The 17055-nt window shown below is 66.3% G+C and carries 17 protein-coding genes; 4 read left to right on the forward strand and 13 right to left on the reverse strand.

The window, feature by feature from the left end; all coding sequences use genetic code 11:
• Positions 1 to 80 precede the first annotated feature (80 nt).
• Positions 81 to 692: a glutathione S-transferase N-terminal domain-containing protein gene (locus C2U58_RS01525; RefSeq protein WP_102944232.1), complete on the forward strand. Its 612-nt coding sequence runs from the start codon at positions 81 to 83 to the stop codon at positions 690 to 692.
• A gap of 45 nt (positions 693 to 737) precedes the next feature.
• On the opposite strand, the gene C2U58_RS01530 is transcribed toward C2U58_RS01525, so the two are convergent.
• From C2U58_RS01530 to C2U58_RS01550, 5 genes are all read right to left on the reverse strand, one after another.
• A complete protein-coding gene (locus C2U58_RS01530) occupies positions 738 to 1232 on the reverse strand; it encodes a hypothetical protein (RefSeq protein WP_102944276.1) in 495 nt (164 codons plus the stop codon).
• A 210-nt stretch (positions 1233 to 1442) separates the two neighbouring features.
• Positions 1443 to 3320: a propionate--CoA ligase gene (gene prpE / locus C2U58_RS01535; protein ID WP_102944233.1), complete on the reverse strand. Its 1878-nt coding sequence runs from the start codon at positions 3318 to 3320 to the stop codon at positions 1443 to 1445.
• A gap of 112 nt (positions 3321 to 3432) precedes the next feature.
• Complete coding sequence (locus C2U58_RS01540; RefSeq protein ID WP_102944234.1) at positions 3433 to 4047, reverse strand: RluA family pseudouridine synthase; 615 nt, start codon at positions 4045 to 4047, stop codon at positions 3433 to 3435.
• 73 nt (positions 4048 to 4120) lie between these two features.
• Complete coding sequence (locus tag C2U58_RS01545; RefSeq protein ID WP_102944235.1) at positions 4121 to 5107, reverse strand: malate dehydrogenase; 987 nt, start codon at positions 5105 to 5107, stop codon at positions 4121 to 4123.
• 38 nt (positions 5108 to 5145) lie between these two features.
• Complete coding sequence (locus C2U58_RS01550; protein ID WP_102944236.1) at positions 5146 to 5637, reverse strand: peptidylprolyl isomerase; 492 nt, start codon at positions 5635 to 5637, stop codon at positions 5146 to 5148.
• Between the two features lie 213 nt (positions 5638 to 5850).
• On the opposite strand from C2U58_RS01550, the gene typA reads away from it, so the two are divergent.
• The 3 genes from typA to C2U58_RS01565 are packed head-to-tail and all read left to right on the forward strand — an operon-like array spanning position 5851 to position 9845.
• Positions 5851 to 7695 (forward strand): translational GTPase TypA, encoded by a 1845-nt coding sequence (typA, locus tag C2U58_RS01555; RefSeq protein WP_070207582.1) that lies wholly within the window; start codon positions 5851 to 5853, stop codon positions 7693 to 7695.
• Between the two features lie 10 nt (positions 7696 to 7705).
• Positions 7706 to 8191, forward strand: a complete 486-nt coding sequence (locus tag C2U58_RS01560) for a DUF2127 domain-containing protein (RefSeq protein WP_102944237.1) — start codon at positions 7706 to 7708, stop codon at positions 8189 to 8191.
• Positions 8192 to 8249: 58 nt separating this feature from the next.
• Positions 8250 to 9845, forward strand: a complete 1596-nt coding sequence (locus C2U58_RS01565; protein ID WP_102944238.1) for an amidase — start codon at positions 8250 to 8252, stop codon at positions 9843 to 9845.
• Between the two features lie 3 nt (positions 9846 to 9848).
• On the opposite strand, the gene C2U58_RS01570 is transcribed toward C2U58_RS01565, so the two are convergent.
• The 8 genes from C2U58_RS01570 to rpsM form a co-directional block, all read right to left on the reverse strand.
• The gene (locus C2U58_RS01570; RefSeq protein ID WP_172448039.1) at positions 9849 to 10994 is read right to left on the reverse strand and encodes a mechanosensitive ion channel domain-containing protein; all 1146 of its coding nucleotides are present in this window, start codon (positions 10992 to 10994) and stop codon (positions 9849 to 9851) included.
• Positions 10995 to 11114: 120 nt separating this feature from the next.
• The gene (locus tag C2U58_RS01575; RefSeq protein ID WP_102944240.1) at positions 11115 to 12497 is read right to left on the reverse strand and encodes a 3-deoxy-7-phosphoheptulonate synthase class II; all 1383 of its coding nucleotides are present in this window, start codon (positions 12495 to 12497) and stop codon (positions 11115 to 11117) included.
• A 36-nt stretch (positions 12498 to 12533) separates the two neighbouring features.
• Positions 12534 to 13046, reverse strand: a complete 513-nt coding sequence (locus tag C2U58_RS01580; RefSeq protein ID WP_102944241.1) for a disulfide bond formation protein B — start codon at positions 13044 to 13046, stop codon at positions 12534 to 12536.
• Between the two features lie 752 nt (positions 13047 to 13798).
• Positions 13799 to 14182 carry a 50S ribosomal protein L17 gene (rplQ, locus tag C2U58_RS01585; protein ID WP_070208998.1) on the reverse strand — a complete coding sequence of 128 codons (384 nt, stop codon included), beginning with the start codon at positions 14180 to 14182 and terminating at the stop codon, positions 13799 to 13801.
• A gap of 195 nt (positions 14183 to 14377) precedes the next feature.
• Positions 14378 to 15376 carry a DNA-directed RNA polymerase subunit alpha gene (gene rpoA, locus C2U58_RS01590; protein ID WP_068849481.1) on the reverse strand — a complete coding sequence of 333 codons (999 nt, stop codon included), beginning with the start codon at positions 15374 to 15376 and terminating at the stop codon, positions 14378 to 14380.
• A gap of 55 nt (positions 15377 to 15431) precedes the next feature.
• The gene (gene rpsD, locus C2U58_RS01595) at positions 15432 to 16061 is read right to left on the reverse strand and encodes a 30S ribosomal protein S4 (protein WP_070208999.1); all 630 of its coding nucleotides are present in this window, start codon (positions 16059 to 16061) and stop codon (positions 15432 to 15434) included.
• A 14-nt stretch (positions 16062 to 16075) separates the two neighbouring features.
• Positions 16076 to 16465, reverse strand: coding sequence for a 30S ribosomal protein S11 (rpsK, locus tag C2U58_RS01600; protein ID WP_017355427.1), 390 nt, complete (start codon positions 16463 to 16465; stop codon positions 16076 to 16078).
• 12 nt (positions 16466 to 16477) lie between these two features.
• The gene (gene rpsM / locus C2U58_RS01605) at positions 16478 to 16834 is read right to left on the reverse strand and encodes a 30S ribosomal protein S13 (protein ID WP_017355426.1); all 357 of its coding nucleotides are present in this window, start codon (positions 16832 to 16834) and stop codon (positions 16478 to 16480) included.
• Positions 16835 to 17055: the final 221 nt, after the last annotated feature.

The following is a 17055-nucleotide window of genomic DNA, read 5'->3' on the forward strand; positions in this document are numbered from 1 at the left end:
ACGGCCATACCGTTGAGGATGCGGAGGCGGCTCTGGAATAGTGGGCCGTTCAACTTTCCCGCAATCCGACGGAGTTCCCCATGAAGCTGTACAGCAAGCCCGGAGCCTGCTCCACCGCCGACCATATCGCCCTGCAGTGGACCGGCCAGCCCTATGAGGTGGAGCTGCTCGACAAGGACACGCTGAAGGCCCCGGCGTTCCTGGCGATCAACCCGGCTGGCGCGGTACCGGCGATCGTCGACGGCAGCTTCGTGCTGACCCAGAACTCGGCCATCATGGGCTACATCGCCGACAGCTACCCGCAGGCCGGGCTGGCCGGCGACGGCAGCCCGCAGCAGCGTGCCGAAGCCAACCGCTGGCTGGCCTTCGTCAATTCGGACGTGCACCCGGCGTTCTCGCCGCTGTTCGGGCCGGGCAAGTTCATCGGCGACGAAGCGCAGTACGACGCGGTCCGCGACGCCGCCCGCAAGCGCCTGCGCGGCCTGTTCGAAACCGCCAACCGCCAGCTCGCCGACAAGCCCTGGCTGGCCGGTTTCCGCAGCTACGCCGACCCGTACTTCTACATCACCCTGCGCTGGGCGGCCGCCGCCAAGATCGACCTCAGCGGCCTGGACAACCTGGCCGCGTTCAAGACCCGCATGGAAGCCGACGCGGGCGTGAAGGCGGTCCTGCAGGCCGAAGGCCTGCAATAAAGCGCCCCCGCGAACGAAGCCCGGTGTGCCGAGGCTTCGTTCGTTTCAGGCCGGTTGCGCGTCGCTCTGCAGCAACGCGCGGGTCTCCTCCATCCAGCGGTTGGCCAGCGCCGGGCTCTTCGCCTTCGACACCGCCGCTGCCATGTCCGGCCACAGCTTTTCCAGTCCGGCCGCGTCGGTGCAGCGTTCGATCTTGAGCTGCATGAAGTAGCCCTTCAGGCCCAGGTGCTTTCGCACCGACTCGCTCATCCAGTCATACAGCTGCTTGTACAGCAGCGGGTCCTGCTCGCGACCGGCGGTGAGCGCGCGCGGCGCGCTCGGCGCCAGCGCGCCGCCGACCACTTCGATCAACCCCATCTCTGCCAGCTGCAGCAGCGCGTCATCCGGCGCGCGCAGCCCCGGCAACATGGCCGTCAGTTCATTGTCATCACGCTGACCATCGACCATCAGCAGAATGGAGCGCAGCCCCGGCAGCAGCCGACGCGCACGATCTTCGATTTCCTGACGGCCAGCGGCCGTCTTGGCATGGATGTACGCCATGTATTCCCCCTGTCCCACTTCTGCTGCCACGCCCTTCCCGGACATCTGAGCCCGGAGGTACGCCCCCTTGCGATCGCCTACTCCCCCGAGCAGCTGCCATCGGCAGGTTCGGCACATTGCCCCCGAAGCTTAACCGACGTTCATACATTGGGTTGGTGCAACGCATCAAGGGCCGGTGACCCGGGCATTGCATGCCCGGGCCCCGTGGCGTCAGCGCCCCAGCGCGCGTCGGATCTCGTCCAGCGCGCCCGGGTCGTCCAGGGTCGACAGGTCGCCGGGGTCGCGGTGTTCGGCCAGGGCCTGCAGCGAGCGGCGCAGCAGCTTGCCGGAGCGGGTCTTGGGCAGGGCGTTGACCAGGTGGATGTGCGCCGGGCGCGCCACCGCGCCCAGGCTCTGGGTGACCCGCTGCATCATTTCGGCGACCACTGCGGCGCCCTCCTCGCCCACGGCCTGCTTGAGGGTGACGAACACCAGCGGCACCTGGCCCTTCAGTTCGTCCTTGACCCCGATCACCGCGGCTTCGGCCACCAGCGGATGCCCGGAAATGCACTCTTCGATTTCCCGGGTGCCGAGCCGGTGCCCGGCCACGTTGATCACATCGTCGGTGCGGCCGAGGATGAAGGTGTAGCCGTCCTCGTCTCGGATCGCCCAGTCCAGCGAGCTGTACAACAGCTCCTTGAAGTGGCTGAAGTAGCTCTGCAGGAAGCGCGCGTCGTCATTCCAGACCGTGCTCATGCAGCCCGGCGGCAGTGGCGGCACCATCACCAGCACGCCCTTCTGCCCCGGCTGCACTTCGGCGCCGGTGTTCTCGTCGATCACCTTCATCCGGTAACCGAGATTGGGGAAACCGGGCGATCCGAAACGCACCGGCTTGAGGTCCACGCCGGGCAGCAGGGTCAACGCCGGCCAGCCGGTTTCGGTCTGCCAGTAATTGTCGATGATCGGCTTGCCGAGCGCGTCGTTGATCCAGTGCGCGGTGGGTTCGTCGAGCGGCTCGCCGGCGAGGAACACATACTTGAGTGCGGCCAGGTCGTGGCGCTTGATGAAATCGGCGTCGTGCTTCTTCAGCACGCGGATCGCGGTGGGTGAGGAGAACAGCGTGCGCACGCCGTACTGTTCGCACAGCGCCCACCAGATGCCCGGGTCGGGATTCGTCGGCAATCCTTCGTACAACAGCGAGGTGCACCCGCCGATCAGCGGGCCGTACACGTTGTAGGAATGGCCGACGGCCCAGCCCACGTCCGAGGTGGAGAACATCACCTGGCCCGGCTTGCAGTCGAACACGGTTTCCATCGACTGCGCCATCGCCACTGCATAGCCGCCCACATCGCGCTGCACGCCCTTGGGCTTGCCGGTGGTGCCGGAGGTGTACAGCAGGTAGCTGGGCTCGCTCGATTCCAGCCACACCACCGGCACGTCCTGGTCGCCCACTTCGTCGCGCAGGGTGGCGTAGTCGACGTCGCGGCCGGGCACCTTCGGTTCGGCCGGGTCCAGACCACGCGACACGATCAATACATGCGGCGGCGGCGACTGCGCTTCGGCACAGGCCGCGTCGACCATGGCCTTGTACGGAATGACCTTGCCACCGCGCTTGCCGGCGTCGGCGGCGATCAGCAGCTTGGGCGCGGCATCATCGATGCGCAGCGCCAGGTTGTGCGCGGCAAAACCACCGAACACCACCGAGTGGATCGCGCCGATGCGCGCGCAGGCGAGCATCGCGAACACCGCCTCGGCCATGTTCGGCATATAGATGACCACGCGGTCGCCGCGCTGCACGTCCAGGCGCTGCAGCACCGCGGCAAACGCGTTCACTTCGCGGTACAGCTCGCGATAGGTGATTTCGCGGGTGACGTTGGTTTCGGTGGAAATGGCCACCAGCGCAAGCTGGTCCGGGCGCTCGGCCAGGTGACGGTCGACCGCGTTGTAGCAGAGGTTGGTCTGGCCCCCGACGTACCAGCGACGGAACGGCGGGTTGCTGTAGTCCAGCACCTGTTGCGGCGGCACGTGCCAGTAGATGCGGTGCGCTTCCTCGGCCCAGAAGGCTTCAGGTTCCTCGACCGATCGGCGGTAGACATCTTCGTAACGCATGACAGCCCTCCCAGACAAAGCCATGGGATCGAGCATAGTCCGATGGCAGCCGGCAGACCGTCCGACCTTGGTCGTACGGCACGCGTGCGTGGTTGCCGGCCGGCGGCCGGCACTACCAGGGTACGGTCGAGTCGAAGCGCATGGCCTGCCCGGTCAGCGGATGGGTGAACTGCAGGCTGCAGGCGTGCAGGTACACGCGCGCCGCCGGTGCGGCGCCGTACAGCACGTCGCCGACGATGGGATGGCCGAGGCTGGCCATGTGCAGCCGCAGCTGGTGGCTGCGTCCGGTCACCGGCTCGAGCTCGACGCGGGTGCGGCCTGCCTCGAGGTCGCGGGCCAGCACCTGCCAGCGGGTCAGTGCGGGTTTGCCGGTTTCATGGTCCACGCGCTGCTTCGGCCGGTTCGGCCAGTCGACGATCAATGGCAGGTCGACCTCGCCGGTATCGCGGTCCAGCACGCCTTCCACCACCGCCTGGTAGCGCTTGCCGACCTGGCGCTGCTGGAACTGCACCGACAGCGCCGCTTCCATCGCCTTGCCGCGTGCGTGCAGCAGCAGCCCGGAGGTGACCTGGTCGAGCCGGTGCACGGTCAATGCGTCGGGATACAGCGCCTGCAGGCGCGCGATCACGCAGTCCTGGTTTTCCGGCAGGCGGCCGGGCACGGAGAGCAGGCCGGCGGGTTTTTCCACGACCAGCAGGGCGTCATCGAGGTAATGCAGGTGGATCATGCCGCCATGGTATGCCGGATATGAAAAAGGGACGCCGAAGCGTCCCCGTTCCATCTTTCGCAGTGCGAACCGATCAACCCAGCAGGTGGGCGACGCCGGCGCGCTCTTCTTCCAGCTCGGCCAGGGTCTTGTCGATGTACTTCTGGCTGAAGTCGTCGACCGGCAGGTCCTTGACCAGGGTGTATTCACCGTTCTCGGTGGTGACCGCAAAGCCGAAGATCACGCCTTCCGGAATGCCGTAGGAACCGTCGGACGGCACGCCCATGGTGACCCACTTGCCGTTGCTGCCCAGCACCCAGTCGCGCACGTGATCGATGGCGGCGTTGGCGGCCGAGGCAGCCGAGGACGAACCGCGCGCTTCGATGATCGCCGCGCCGCGCTTGCCCACGGTCGGAATGAAGGTGTTGGCGTTCCATTCCTGGTCGTTGATCGCATCGGCGATCGAGGCGCCGTGGGCGGTGGCGAAGCGGTAGTCCGGGTACATGGTCGAGCTGTGGTTGCCCCACACCACCAGCTTCTCCATGCCACCGACCGGCTTGCCCAGCTTGGACGACAGCTGGCTCAGCGCACGGTTGTGGTCCAGGCGCAGCATGGCGGTGAAGTTGCGCGGGTTCAGGTCCGGCGCCGACTTCATGGCGATGTAGGCGTTGGTGTTGGCCGGGTTGCCGACCACCAGCACCTTCACGTTGCGGCTGGCCACCTTGTTCAGCGCCGCGCCCTGCGCGGTGAAGATCTTGGCGTTTTCCAGCAGCAGGTCCTTGCGCTCCATGCCCGGGCCGCGCGGACGCGCGCCGACCAGCAGGGCGATGTCGGCATCCTTGAATGCCACTTCGGCGTCATCGGTACCGACCATGCCGGCCAGCAGCGGGAACGCGCAGTCTTCCAGTTCCATCATCACGCCGCGCAGGGCGGCCTGGGCCTTGTCGACCGGCAGCTCGAGCAGCTGCAGGATGACCGGCTGGTCCTTGCCGAGCATTTCGCCGGAGGCGATGCGGAACAGCAGGGCGTAGCCGATCTGGCCGGCGGCGCCGGTCACGGCAACACGAACAGGTGCTTTCATGGGGATTTTCCTCTGCTAAAAAGCTGTATGGGAGTGGATCAGGCGGCGAGGATCTTGTTCCACTCCGCGACGCGGTCGGCCTGGGCGGCCAGCACGGCGTCGGTGTCGCCTTCCAGGGTGATCGAATGGATCACGTCGCCCTGCTTGACCGAATCGACGATGGCCTGGCCTTCCAGGACCTGGCCGAACACGGTGTGCTTGCCGTCCAGCCAATCGGTCTTGATGTGGGTGATGAAGAACTGGCTGCCGTTGGTGTTCGGGCCGGCGTTGGCCATGGACAGCGAACCGACCTGGTGCTTCACGCCGTTCTTCTCATCTTCGAACTTGTAGCCCGGGCCGCCGGTGCCACGACCCTGCGGGCAGCCGCCCTGGATCATGAAGTCGGCGATCACGCGGTGGAAGATCAGGCCGTCGTAGAAGCCCTTCTTGACCAGGTTCACGAAGTTGGCCACGGTCAGCGGCGCCTTGTCGGCGAACAGCTCGACCTTGATCGGGCCCTGGGTGGTGTCGAAGGTAGCGATAAGGGACATGTGGATCCTTGGGAATTCGGGGGTGTATTGAGCCCCCTGATTCTACACCCGGCAGCAGATCGGGCATCCCCGACGATGGATGAACGGGCGGTGCCGGGCGGCCGTCCGGGGCTCCACCTGAATGCGCGGACGGGCCTTTTCGCGTTCTGTCATGAAAGCCGTATAATGATGGACTTCTTTTTCCAAATCCGGCGCCGACTGGCCCCCTTTCGCATGTCTATCGAAAATCTTCGCAACATCGCCATCGTCGCCCACGTCGACCACGGTAAGACCACCCTCGTCGACCAGCTGCTCAAGCAGTCCGGCACCCTCTCCGAGCGCACCGTGCTCGCCGAGCGCGTGATGGACAGCAATGACCAGGAAAAGGAGCGTGGCATCACGATCCTTGCCAAAAACACGGCCATCACCTGGGAAGACAAGCGGACCGGGATCAAGAACCGCATCAACATCGTCGACACCCCCGGACACGCCGACTTCGGCGGCGAAGTGGAGCGCGTGCTGTCGATGGTGGACACCGTGCTGATCCTGGTCGACGCGATGGACGGCCCGATGCCGCAGACCCGCTTCGTGACCCAGAAGGCCTTCGCGATGGGCTTCAAGCCGATCGTGGTGGTCAACAAGGTCGACCGCCCGGGCTCGCGTCCGGACTGGGTGATCGACCAGGTCTTCGACCTGTTCGACAAGCTCGGCGCCACCAATGAGCAGCTCGACTTCCCGATCGTCTACGCCTCGGCCCTGAACGGCTACGCCGGCCTGGAAGACAGCGTGCGCGACGGCGACATGACCCCGCTGTACGAAGCGATCATGCAGCACGCGCCGAAGCCGGAAGTGGACCCGGAAGGTCCGTTCCAGATGCGCATCAGCCAGCTGGACTACAACAACTTCGTGGGCGTGATCGGCATCGGCCGCATCCAGCGCGGCACCCTGAAGAAGAACATGCAGGTCGCGGTGATCGACCGTGAAGGCAAGAAGCGCAACGGCAAGGTCGCGCAGGTGCTGGGCTTCCTGGGCCTGGAGCGCATCGAGCAGGACACCGCCGAAGCCGGTGACATCGTCGCCATCTCCGGTATTCCGGAGCTGACCATCTCCGACACCCTGTGCCACCCGGAAACCCCGGAAGCGCTGCCGGCGCTGACCGTCGACGAGCCGACCATCTCGATGACCTTCCAGGTCAACAACTCGCCGTTCGCCGGCAACAAGGACCTGTCCGGTGGCAAGTTCCTGACCAGCCGCCAGATCAAGGACCGCCTGGACCGCGAACAGGTCCACAACGTGGCCCTGAAGGTGGAACAGCTGGAAGACGCCGACAAGTTCCTGGTCTCCGGCCGTGGCGAACTGCACCTGTCGGTGCTGATCGAGAACATGCGTCGCGAAGGCTATGAACTGGCCGTGTCGCGCCCGGAAGTGATCATCAAGCAGATCGACGGCCAGGCCATGGAGCCGATCGAACAGCTGGTGGTGGACATCGAAGAGCAGCACCAGGGCGGCGTCATGGAGAAGCTGGGCACCCGCAAGGGCGCGCTGAAGAACATGGAGCCGGACGGCAAGGGCCGCGTGCGCCTGGAATACCAGATCCCGGCCCGTGGCCTGATCGGTTTCCAGAACGAATTCAAGACCCTGACCCAGGGTTCGGGCCTGCTGTTCCACGTGTTCGACCATTACGGTCCGAAGGAACAGGGCGCGATCGCCAAGCGCATCAACGGCGTGATGATCGCCAATGCCCCGGGCGCCACCCCGGCGTACTCGCTCGGCCCGCTGCAGGAACGCGGCAAGCTCTTCGCTGCCGAAGGCGACAACGTGTATGAAGGCCAGCTGGTCGGTATCCACTCCAAGGACAACGACCTGACCGTCAACGCGATCAAGACCAAGCCGCTGACCAACATGCGCGCTTCGGGCAAGGACGATGCGATCCAGCTGTCGCCGGCGATCAAGTACTCGCTGGAACAGGCCCTGGACTTCATCGAGGACGACGAGCTGGTCGAGATCACCCCGAAGGAGATCCGCCTGCGCAAGAAGTTCCTGACCGAAAGCGACCGCAAGAAGGCCTCGCGCGGCTGATCGGACCCTCGTGACCGACACCGTCTACAACCCGGATCCTCACAAGCATCCGGGGCTTCACCTGATCGCCTTGCTGGAAGCCAGCAAGGCGGTCCTGGCGCTGCTGGCTGCCACCGGGCTGGAAGTCCTCGGCCCACAGCCGCTGCGCGATGGGGTCAATGCCCTGATCCGGCGTTTCAGCCTGGACCCGGATCACGGCACCCTGCCCTCGCTGCTCAACATGATCAGCCCCGATGCCGTGCACCTGGCCGCAGCCGCCATGGTCGCCTACGGCGTCCTGCATCTTTTCGAGGCCTGGGGCCTCTGGCGCGCCAAGGCCTGGGCCTCCTGGCTGGGCTGCGTCACCGCCGGCATCTACCTGCCGTTCGACATCTTCGCGATCATCCGCCACCCGGGCTGGGCCTCGTGGACGGTGCTGGTGATCAACCTCATCGTGGTCGGCGTGCTCGCCCGCGACATCCGCAAGCGCCATGGTCCGGCCCACCCGCCGGCCTGAGAGTTGCCAAGCGCGGCATGCGCTGGTTAGCCTGAGCACGGGTACCGGGGATACACGGATGCGCCTGCCACTCACTGCCTTGATCCTGGCCCTGGCCTCTGCGGGCTGCACGCCCTCGCCTGCGCACCTGTTCAACCAGGCGCATGCGGCCGCACCGGCGGACGCGCCGTTCGCCTACGCGGAAACCGACATCACCCAGCTGCAGGCCGCGATGGCCGCCGGCGAGCTGGACAGCGTGACCCTGACCCGCGCCTACCTGGAGCGGATCGCCCGGCTGGACCGCTCCGGACCGCGCCTCAATGCAGTGCTGGAGCTCAACCCCGATGCGCTGAAGGAAGCGGCCGCGCTGGACGCCGAACGCCGCCGTGGACAGCTGCGCGGGCCCCTGCACGGCATTCCCCTGCTGCTCAAGGACAACATCGGCGCACGCCCGATGGCCACCAGCGCCGGCTCGCTGGCGCTGACCGGGTTCCGCCCGGACGACGCCTTCCTGGTCACCCGGCTGCGCGCGGCCGGTGCGCTGATCCTGGGCAAGACCAACCTCAGTGAGTGGGCCAACTTCCGCGCCAGCGCGTCGATTTCCGGCTGGAGCGCGCGCGGCGGCCAGACCCGCAACCCGTACCGGCCCGGCTACACGCCCTGCGGTTCCAGCAGTGGCAGCGCGGTGGCGGTCTCGGCCAACCTGGCCGCCGCCGCGGTGGGCACCGAAACCGACGGCAGCATCGTCTGCCCGGCGGCGATGAACGGGGTGGTCGGGCTCAAGCCGACGGTCGGGCTGGTCAGTCGCGACGGGATCGTGCCGATTTCCTTCAGCCAGGACACCGCCGGCCCGATCACCCGCAGCGTGGCCGACGCGGCCGCCCTGCTGACCGCGATGGCCGGCCGCGACGACGCCGACCCGGCGACCGCCACCATGCCCGGCCGGGCGGTGTACGACTACACCGCGCGCCTGACCCCGGACGGCCTGCGCGGCGCGCGTATCGGGGTGCTGCATGGCCCGCTGGACCAGCTGCCCGGGGTGGCCCCGGCCCTGCAGCATGCGGTGGGCGTGCTGCGCGACGCCGGCGCGGTGGTGGTGCCGGTGCAGCTGCCGACCCAGGGCCAGTGGGAAGAGGCCGAACAGGTGGTGCTGCTGCACGAGTTCAAGGCGGGCATGCAGCGCTACCTGACCCGCCACCAGGCGCCGGTACGCGACCTGGACGGGATCATCGCCTACAACCGCGAGCACGCCGACAAGGAACTGGTGCTGTTCGGCCAGGACCTGATGGAGAGCGCCGCGCAGGCCGACGGGCTGGGCAGCCCCGCCTACATCGCCGCGCGCACCCAGGCGCGCCGCCTGGCCGGCCCCGAGGGGATCGACGCGGTGCTCAAGGCCGACCAGCTGGACGCGCTGGTGGCACCGACCACGGGCACGGCCTGGCCGATCCGCACCGGCGAGACAGACGCGTTCCCCGGTGGCAACTACAGTGCCGCCGCCGTGGCGGGCTATCCCAGCCTGAGCGTGCCGATGGCGCACGTGAACGGGCTGCCGCTGGGGCTGCTGTTCACGGGCACCGCGTGGAGCGAGCCGAAGCTGATCGAGCTGGCGTACGACTACGAGCAGCGCACGCGGGCGCGGAAGCCGCCAACCTTCGGCAACGATACCCCGCGGTAACCGTCACCCCACGGTTTCATCCACCGGCACCACCGCCGGTGGCCCGTCTTCGGCGCCCGGGGAGCGTGCGTCGTCGGCCGGTTGCGAACGCGGGGTGCGGGCGGGCGGATCGGGGCGTTCGAGCAGCTCGGCGCGGGTGCGCGGCAGCGCCTGCGGGTGTTCGCGTGCGAGGAAATCGAGCATGCGTTCGCGCACGATGCAGCGCAGGTCGAAGGCGTCGCCGGAGTTGCGCGCACTGACCAGCAGGCGGACCTGCAGGGTGTGCTCGCTGGTTTCGGTGACCTGGGTGACGCAGACGCGGCCATCCCAGAGCGGCTCGCCCTTGCAGATGCGCTCGAGCTCGGCGCGGATCGCCACGATCGGTGCGCGGTAGTCCAACCACAGGAAGGCGGTGCCGAGCAGGTCGGCGCTGCGCCGGGTCCAGTTCTGGAACGGGTTTTCGATGAACCAGGTCAGTGGCACCACCATGCGCCGCTCATCCCAGATGCGGACGACCACGTAGCTGCTGCCGATCTCTTCGACCCGTCCCCACTCGCCTTCGACGATCACCACGTCATCCAGCCGGATCGGCTGGGTGAGCGCGATCTGCAGGCCGGCGATGAGGTTGCCGAACACCGGCTTGGCCGCGATGCCGGCGACCAGGCCGATGATGCCGGCCGAGGCCAGCAGTGCGGTGCCGATCTGGCGCACCATCGGGAAGGTGAGCAGCACCATGGATGCGCCGACCAGGATGATCGCGCCCATCAGCACGCGGCTGAGCACGCGGGTCTGGGTCTGGATGCGACGCGCTTCCAGGTTGTCGGCGACCTCCATGGGGTTGTCGCGCAGGATCGCCTGTTCGCCGGCGGACACGGCGCGCACCAGCAGCCAGATGAAGCAGGCGGTGAGGCCGATGTGCAGCAGGCGCAGGGACTGGTCGAGCCAGCGCCCGTCCAGCGGGGTGGCTTCCAATGCGGGAATCAGCACCAGCATCGGCAGCGCGAAGGCGAGCGGCCGGCTGATCACGCGTGCGATGCGCGCACGCCGGTAGTCGCGGCCCTTGAGCCGACGGGTCAGCAGCATCAACAGCCACCAGCCGGTGATGCCCACCGCCAACGCGATTCCGATCGGCCACAGGTACGCCGAGGCCATCTGCCAGTCCACTCGCATGCGTGCTCCCGCATTGATTCAAATACGGGAACCACGTTGCCAGAACCGGGATGATCGTCATGTAGGGACACGCCACGCGTGTCCATGGGGCAACCCGGAACTTCAGCCACGCGGCGGCATTTACGCCGTCGCGCCCCCCTGCTTGCGCACGATCGCCATCGCAATCTCCAGCGACTGTTCGTAATTCAGGCGCGGATCCACCGAAGAACGATAGGCACGCTCGAGGTCCCGCTCGGTCAGTTCGCGCGCGCCACCGGTGCACTCGGTGACATCCTCGCCGGTCAGCTCGAGGTGTACGCCACCGAGGCGGGTGCCCGCTGCGGCATGCAGGTCGAAGGACAGTTCGACTTCGCTGCGCACGTTGTCGAAGCGACGGGTCTTGAAGCCGTTGCTGGTGCTTTCGGTATTGCCGTGCATGGCATCGCACACCCACAGCACGCGACGGCCATCGCGCTTGACGGCGTCCAGCAGCGGCGGCAGCTTTTCGGCGATCTGCGCCGCACCCATGCGATGGATGAAGCTGAGGCGGCCGGGTTCGTCGTCGGGGTTGAGCACGTCGATCAGGCGCAGCAGCTGGTCGGGCTGCACGGACGGACCGACCTTGATCGCAATTGGATTACGCACGCCACGCAGGTATTCGACGTGCGCGCCATCGAGTGCGGCGGTGCGCATGCCGATCCACGGGTAGTGGGTGCTCAGGTTCAACCAGCCGTGCTGGCGCGGCACCTGGCGGGTCAGCGCCTGTTCGTAGGGCAGCAGCAGGGCTTCGTGCGAGGTGTAGAAGTCGATCCGGTTGAGGTTGTAGACCTGCGCACCGGAGAGGGTCTCCATGAAATGCACGGCGTCGCCGATCGAGGAGACCATCTTCTGGTAGTCGGTGGCCAGCGGCGAGTGCCGTACCCAGTCGAGGTTCCAGTACTCGGGATGGTGCAGGTCGGCGAAGCCGCCATCGATCAGGGCGCGCACGAAGTTCATGGTCATGGCCGAGTGCGCGTGGGCCTGCAGCATGCGGCGCGGGTCGGGCAGGCGCGCGGCTTCGGTGAACTCCGGTGCGTTGATGACGTCGCCGCGGTAGCTCGGCAGGGTGACGCCATCGCGGGTCTCGGTGTCGGCCGAGCGCGGCTTGGCGTACTGGCCGGCGAAGCGGCCGACGCGGATGACCGGCTTGCGCATGCCGTGCACCAGCACCAGGCTCATCTGCAGCAGGACCTTGAGCCGGTTGGAGATGGTGGTGGATTCGCAGTCACTGAAGTTCTCGGCGCAGTCGCCGCCCTGCAGGAGGAACCGTTTGCCTTCCTGGGCGTCGGCGAGCTGCTGCTTGAGCGCGAGGATCTCCCACGAGGTCACCAGCGGGGGCAGGCGCTTGAGTTCATGCAGCGAGGCGTCAAGCGCGACCGGATCGGGATAGGTCGGCATCTGCAGCGCGGGCCGGCCGCGCCAGCTCTCGGGCGACCAGTCGGTCGGCACGGAAGCGTAGGGGGTGGCGCGGTCGGAGGCAGTCATCGCAGTATCCAGTCAATCGAGGGGGTCAACAGAAAATCAGTGGCGGCGGGCAACGCGGCGGAAGCTGACCAGCAGCGCCCACAATGCCAGCAGGCTGAACCAGACCAGGCTCCACATGGGCATGGTCAGGCCAAGGAAGGTCCAATCGATGTTGCCGCAGTTGCCAGTACCGGTAAGAACGGTGCGGAACACTTCGAACGGCCCCATCGTTTCGCTCAGGAACGACAGCGGCGGGCCACAGCTGGAGCCCATGTCCTGCGGCAGCATCTGCACGTACACGTGGCGCCCGGCAATGCCGATACCCACGGCTGCGGCAATGAAGGCCAGCACGCCATAGGTGATCCGCCCAGGCCGGTCGCGCGGGCCATGCAGTGCGCCGATCAGGAACAACAGGCCCAGCGCGGCGAACGCGATGCGCTGGAAGATGCAGAGCGGGCACGGCTCGAGGCCCATCTTCAACTGCAGCCAGATCGCGTAACCCAGCAGGGCGGCGCAGACCAGGAACCCCAGCAGGAACTGGGCGCGGTAATTCCAGCGCAATGGATTCATTGCCAACACTCGTGAAATGTCCAGGTGCCAAGATTAACAGGGTGGTGAATGGCTTGGCCTGTGGCGTATCGCCGTATGTCGGCTTCACTTGCCGACTGCACTGTTCTGTTTGTATCTGGGCGAACAGCTGCATGTCTGCGGGCTCCACTGCCCGGCCACGCCGGGGATGGGTTTGCGGGGGACGCCGCAAGTACGTCCGTGTAGGCTGCGTCGCGGCATCCATGCCGCTCAGCCCCCCTCAAACCCATCCCCGACGTGGCCCCGTAGTTGCGTCGGTGCGCATGGGGCCCAATGGCTGGGCGTGGGAGGTCGCGACCTGACGCACGCCGGGCACGCCCGGCCCTACTTCGTTGGGGAAGAGCAGCCGGGCCCTGCCCGGCAGCCTGGCGGAGAGGCGCCGGGCACAGCCCGGCATCCGAGAGTTCGCGACCTCCCACGCCCGGCCGATGGGCCCCATGCGCACCGACACACCGTGGGGGCGCCGCCCGGTGTGGGTTTGCGGGGGGCTGAGCCGCATGGATGCGGCGACGCAGCCTACATGGACGTACTTGCGGCGACCCCGCAGGCCCATACCGGGCGGCGCCCGGACCGACGCAATCATCCGTGTGCAGCTGTTCGCACGGATCCAACAGCGAGCCGGGCAGAGCCCGGCTCTACGCAGCAATCAGCAGCACGCACCAAACAGCAGTCAACAAAAAACCCGGCACAAGGCCGGGTTTCTAGATAATTCTTGGGGTACCGCCAGTCGAAGATTATTCTTCGACGGCTTCGGCAACGGCCGGGCGGTCAACCAGTTCCACGTAGGCCATCGGCGCGTTGTCGCCGGCGCGGAAACCGCACTTCAGCAGGCGCAGGTAGCCGCCCGGACGGTTCGCGTAGCGCGGGCCCAGGGTGGTGAACAGGTTGCCCACGGCTTCGTTGTCGCGCAGACGGGCGAAGGCCAGACGGCGGTTGGCGACGGAGTCGACCTTGGCCAGGGTGATCAGCGGCTCGGCGACGCGGCGCAGTTCCTTGGCCTTCGGCAGGGTGGTCTTGATCAGCTCGTGCTTGAACAGCGACGCGGCCATGTTCTTGAACATTGCTTCGCGGTGGGCGCTGGTACGGCTGAACTTGCGGCCGGATTTCATGTGACGCATGACGGGTATTCCTTCAAAGAATGTTGGATCGGTTGGGTTTCGCTGTCGCCTTCCCGGCGTTGCTGCTTGGACTGCGGATGGTCCGGTGCCGGCCCTCCTGGCCGACCGTCACCGCAGGCTGGTGCCTGTCGGTGCGAGATGCTGCGGGTAAAGCCCCCGCACCCGAAGGTGCGGGGTAAAACGTGTGACACTCGATCAGCCGAGCATGCCGTGCTGGGCGACACCGGCCGGCGGCCAGTTCTCCAGCTTCATGCCGAGCGAAAGACCACGCTGCGCGAGGACTTCCTTGATCTCGGTCAGCGACTTCTTGCCGAGGTTCGGGGTCTTGAGCAGCTCCACTTCGGTCTTCTGGATCAGATCGCCGATGTAGTAGATGCTCTCGGCCTTCAGGCAGTTCGCCGAACGCACGGTCAGTTCCAGGTCGTCGATCGGGCGCAGCAGCACCGGATCCACGCCGTTGTTGGCCGGCTTGGCCGCACCGCGGTCGCGGTGGGTGAAGTCACCGAACACCGACAGCTGATCGCTGAGGATGTCGGCGGCGGTGCGCACGGCTTCCTCGGCATCGATCGTGCCGTTGGTTTCGATGTCCAGCACCAGCTTGTCCAGGTCGGTACGCTGTTCGACGCGGGCCGCTTCCACCGAATAGGCGACGCGACGGACCGGCGAGAACGAGGCGTCCAGGACCAGACGACCGATGGCACGGGTTTCTTCGTCCGGACGACGACGCGCGGCGGCCGGCTGGTAGCCGAAACCACGCTCGATCTTCAGGCGCATGTTGACTGCCGTGTCCTTGGTCAGGTGGCAGATGACATGATCCGTGTTGAGGATCTCGACGTTGTGGTCGACCTTGATATCGGCAGCGGTCACGACACCCGGACCCTGCTTGGACAGCGACAGAGTAGCGCTGTCGCCGGTGTGCATACGGATCGCCACGTCCTTCAGGTTGAGCAGGACTTCAAGCACGTCCTCCTGCAGGCCTTCGAGGGTGGTGTACTCGTGCAGGACGCCGTCGATCTCGACTTCCGTGATGGCGAAGCCCGGGATGGACGACAGCAGCACGCGACGCAGGGCGTTGCCCAGCGTATGCCCGTAACCACGCTCCAAGGGTTCGATAACGACCTTGGCGCGGGTGTCGGTAAGGCGTTCGATCTGCGGACCGCGAGGACGCAGAACCTGGTTGGCGGTAACCGTCATGTTGCGGGTTCTCCTAGTGAACCCCCGGCCGTCGCCGGGGGCTCTCCAATGTGAATTACTTCGAATACAACTCGACGATCAGCGCTTCGTTGATATCCGCAGGCAGGTCCGAACGATCCGGCACGGCCTTGAAGATGCCGGCGAACTTGCCTGCATCGACTTCGATCCACGACGGACGCAGGTCATGCGTGCTGGACACAGTCAGGGCTTCCTGCACGCGCAGCTGCTTGGCAGCCTTCTCGGACAGGGCAACAGCGTCGCCAGCCTTGACCTGGTACGAAGCCAGGTTGACCGACTTGCCGTTCACGGTGACACCGCGGTGCGAGACCAGCTGACGGGCAGCCGGACGGGTCACAGCGAAGCCCATGCGGTAGACAACGTTGTCCAGGCGGGTTTCCAGCAGCTGCAGGAGGTTCTCGCCGGTGTTGCCCTTCTTGGTCGAAGCCTTCTTGTAGTAGTTGCGGAACTGACGCTCCAGCAGACCGTAGATACGCTTGACCTTCTGCTTTTCACGCAGCTGGGTGGCGTAGTCGGACAGCTTGCCCTTGCGGGCGGTCGCGCCGTGCTGGCCGGGCTTCTGCTCCAGCTTGCACTTGGAGTCCAGCGCACGGGCCGGGCTCTTGAGGGAAAGGTCGGCGCCTTCGCGGCGGGCGAGCTTACAGGTAGGACCGATATAACGAGCCATTTCTTATCGCTCCTTTAGACGCGACGCTTCTTCGGCGGACGGCACCCGTTGTGCGGGATTGGCGTCACGTCGATGATGTTGGTGATCTTGTAGCCCACGTTGTTCAGCGAGCGCACGGCCGACTCACGACCCGGACCCGGGCCCTTGATGCGGACTTCCAGGGACTTGACGCCGTAGTCGAGCGCGGCACGGCCGGCCTTCTCGGCAGCCACCTGGGCAGCGAACGGGGTGGACTTACGCGAACCGCGGAAGCCAGCGCCACCGGACGTCGCCCACGACAGAGCGTTGCCCTGGCGGTCGGTGATGGTCACGATGGTGTTGTTGAACGAAGCGTGGACGTGGGCAACGCCGTCAGTGACGACGCGCTTGATCTTCTTCTTGGTCTTAGCGACGGGCTTAGCCATTTCTTAGGTCCCTTACTTCCTGATCGCCTTGCGCGGGCCCTTGCGGGTGCGGGCGTTGGTACGGGTGCGCTGACCACGCAGCGGCAGGCCGCGACGGTGACGCAGACCGCGGTAGCAGCCCAGGTCCATCAGGCGCTTGATCGCGATACCGATTTCACGGCGCAGATCGCCTTCCACGATGTACTTGGCCACTTCCGAGCGCAGACGCTCGATTTCCGGCTCCGACAGATCGCGGATCTTGGTGGTCGAGGTCACGCCTGCAGCGTCGCAGACCTTCTTCGAACGGGTACGGCCGATGCCGTAAATGCTTTGCAACCCGACCCAGACATGCTTCTGGGCTGGCAGGTTGACGCCTGCAATACGCGCCATGACGCGGTTCTCCAGCTGAGTGATGGCCGACAGCGCACCTTGGAGGCGCGCGGTTCCGGCGGGATGGATCAAAAATTGAACCAGCAATACTAACAAGGTTCCGGTGTGCTTGGAAGCCCGTGAAACCTGAAAGGTTTCATGGACCCGGCCCAGGGAGTGTGCCCAGGCTCCGGCGCCGGACCAGGTTGACCTCGATGGAAGGACCCTTGCGAGCCCTTCCG

This window comes from Stenotrophomonas sp. VV52 (assembly GCF_002893095.1).
Taxonomy (GTDB): domain Bacteria; phylum Pseudomonadota; class Gammaproteobacteria; order Xanthomonadales; family Xanthomonadaceae; genus Stenotrophomonas; species Stenotrophomonas aracearum.

What these genes read in the sequence shown, in the direction of transcription:
- prpE (WP_102944233.1), bottom strand. Translation starts at nt 3,320, where the DNA reads ATGCGTTACGAAGATGTCTACCGCCGATCGGTCGAGGAACCTGAAGCC.
- rpoA (WP_068849481.1), bottom strand. Translation starts at nt 15,376, where the DNA reads ATGACGGTTACCGCCAACCAGGTTCTGCGTCCTCGCGGTCCGCAGATC.
- C2U58_RS01575 (WP_102944240.1), bottom strand. Translation starts at nt 12,497, where the DNA reads ATGACTGCCTCCGACCGCGCCACCCCCTACGCTTCCGTGCCGACCGAC.
- rplQ (WP_070208998.1), bottom strand. Translation starts at nt 14,182, where the DNA reads ATGCGTCACATGAAATCCGGCCGCAAGTTCAGCCGTACCAGCGCCCAC.
- C2U58_RS01530 (WP_102944276.1), bottom strand. Translation starts at nt 1,232, where the DNA reads ATGGCGTACATCCATGCCAAGACGGCCGCTGGCCGTCAGGAAATCGAA.
- C2U58_RS01525 (WP_102944232.1), top strand. Translation starts at nt 81, where the DNA reads ATGAAGCTGTACAGCAAGCCCGGAGCCTGCTCCACCGCCGACCATATC.
- C2U58_RS01540 (WP_102944234.1), bottom strand. Translation starts at nt 4,047, where the DNA reads ATGATCCACCTGCATTACCTCGATGACGCCCTGCTGGTCGTGGAAAAA.
- C2U58_RS01565 (WP_102944238.1), top strand. Translation starts at nt 8,250, where the DNA reads ATGCGCCTGCCACTCACTGCCTTGATCCTGGCCCTGGCCTCTGCGGGC.
- rpsD (WP_070208999.1), bottom strand. Translation starts at nt 16,061, where the DNA reads ATGGCTCGTTATATCGGTCCTACCTGTAAGCTCGCCCGCCGCGAAGGC.
- typA (WP_070207582.1), top strand. Translation starts at nt 5,851, where the DNA reads ATGTCTATCGAAAATCTTCGCAACATCGCCATCGTCGCCCACGTCGAC.
- rpsK (WP_017355427.1), bottom strand. Translation starts at nt 16,465, where the DNA reads ATGGCTAAGCCCGTCGCTAAGACCAAGAAGAAGATCAAGCGCGTCGTC.
- C2U58_RS01580 (WP_102944241.1), bottom strand. Translation starts at nt 13,046, where the DNA reads ATGAATCCATTGCGCTGGAATTACCGCGCCCAGTTCCTGCTGGGGTTC.
- C2U58_RS01570 (WP_172448039.1), bottom strand. Translation starts at nt 10,994, where the DNA reads ATGCGAGTGGACTGGCAGATGGCCTCGGCGTACCTGTGGCCGATCGGA.
- C2U58_RS01545 (WP_102944235.1), bottom strand. Translation starts at nt 5,107, where the DNA reads ATGAAAGCACCTGTTCGTGTTGCCGTGACCGGCGCCGCCGGCCAGATC.
- rpsM (WP_017355426.1), bottom strand. Translation starts at nt 16,834, where the DNA reads ATGGCGCGTATTGCAGGCGTCAACCTGCCAGCCCAGAAGCATGTCTGG.
- C2U58_RS01550 (WP_102944236.1), bottom strand. Translation starts at nt 5,637, where the DNA reads ATGTCCCTTATCGCTACCTTCGACACCACCCAGGGCCCGATCAAGGTC.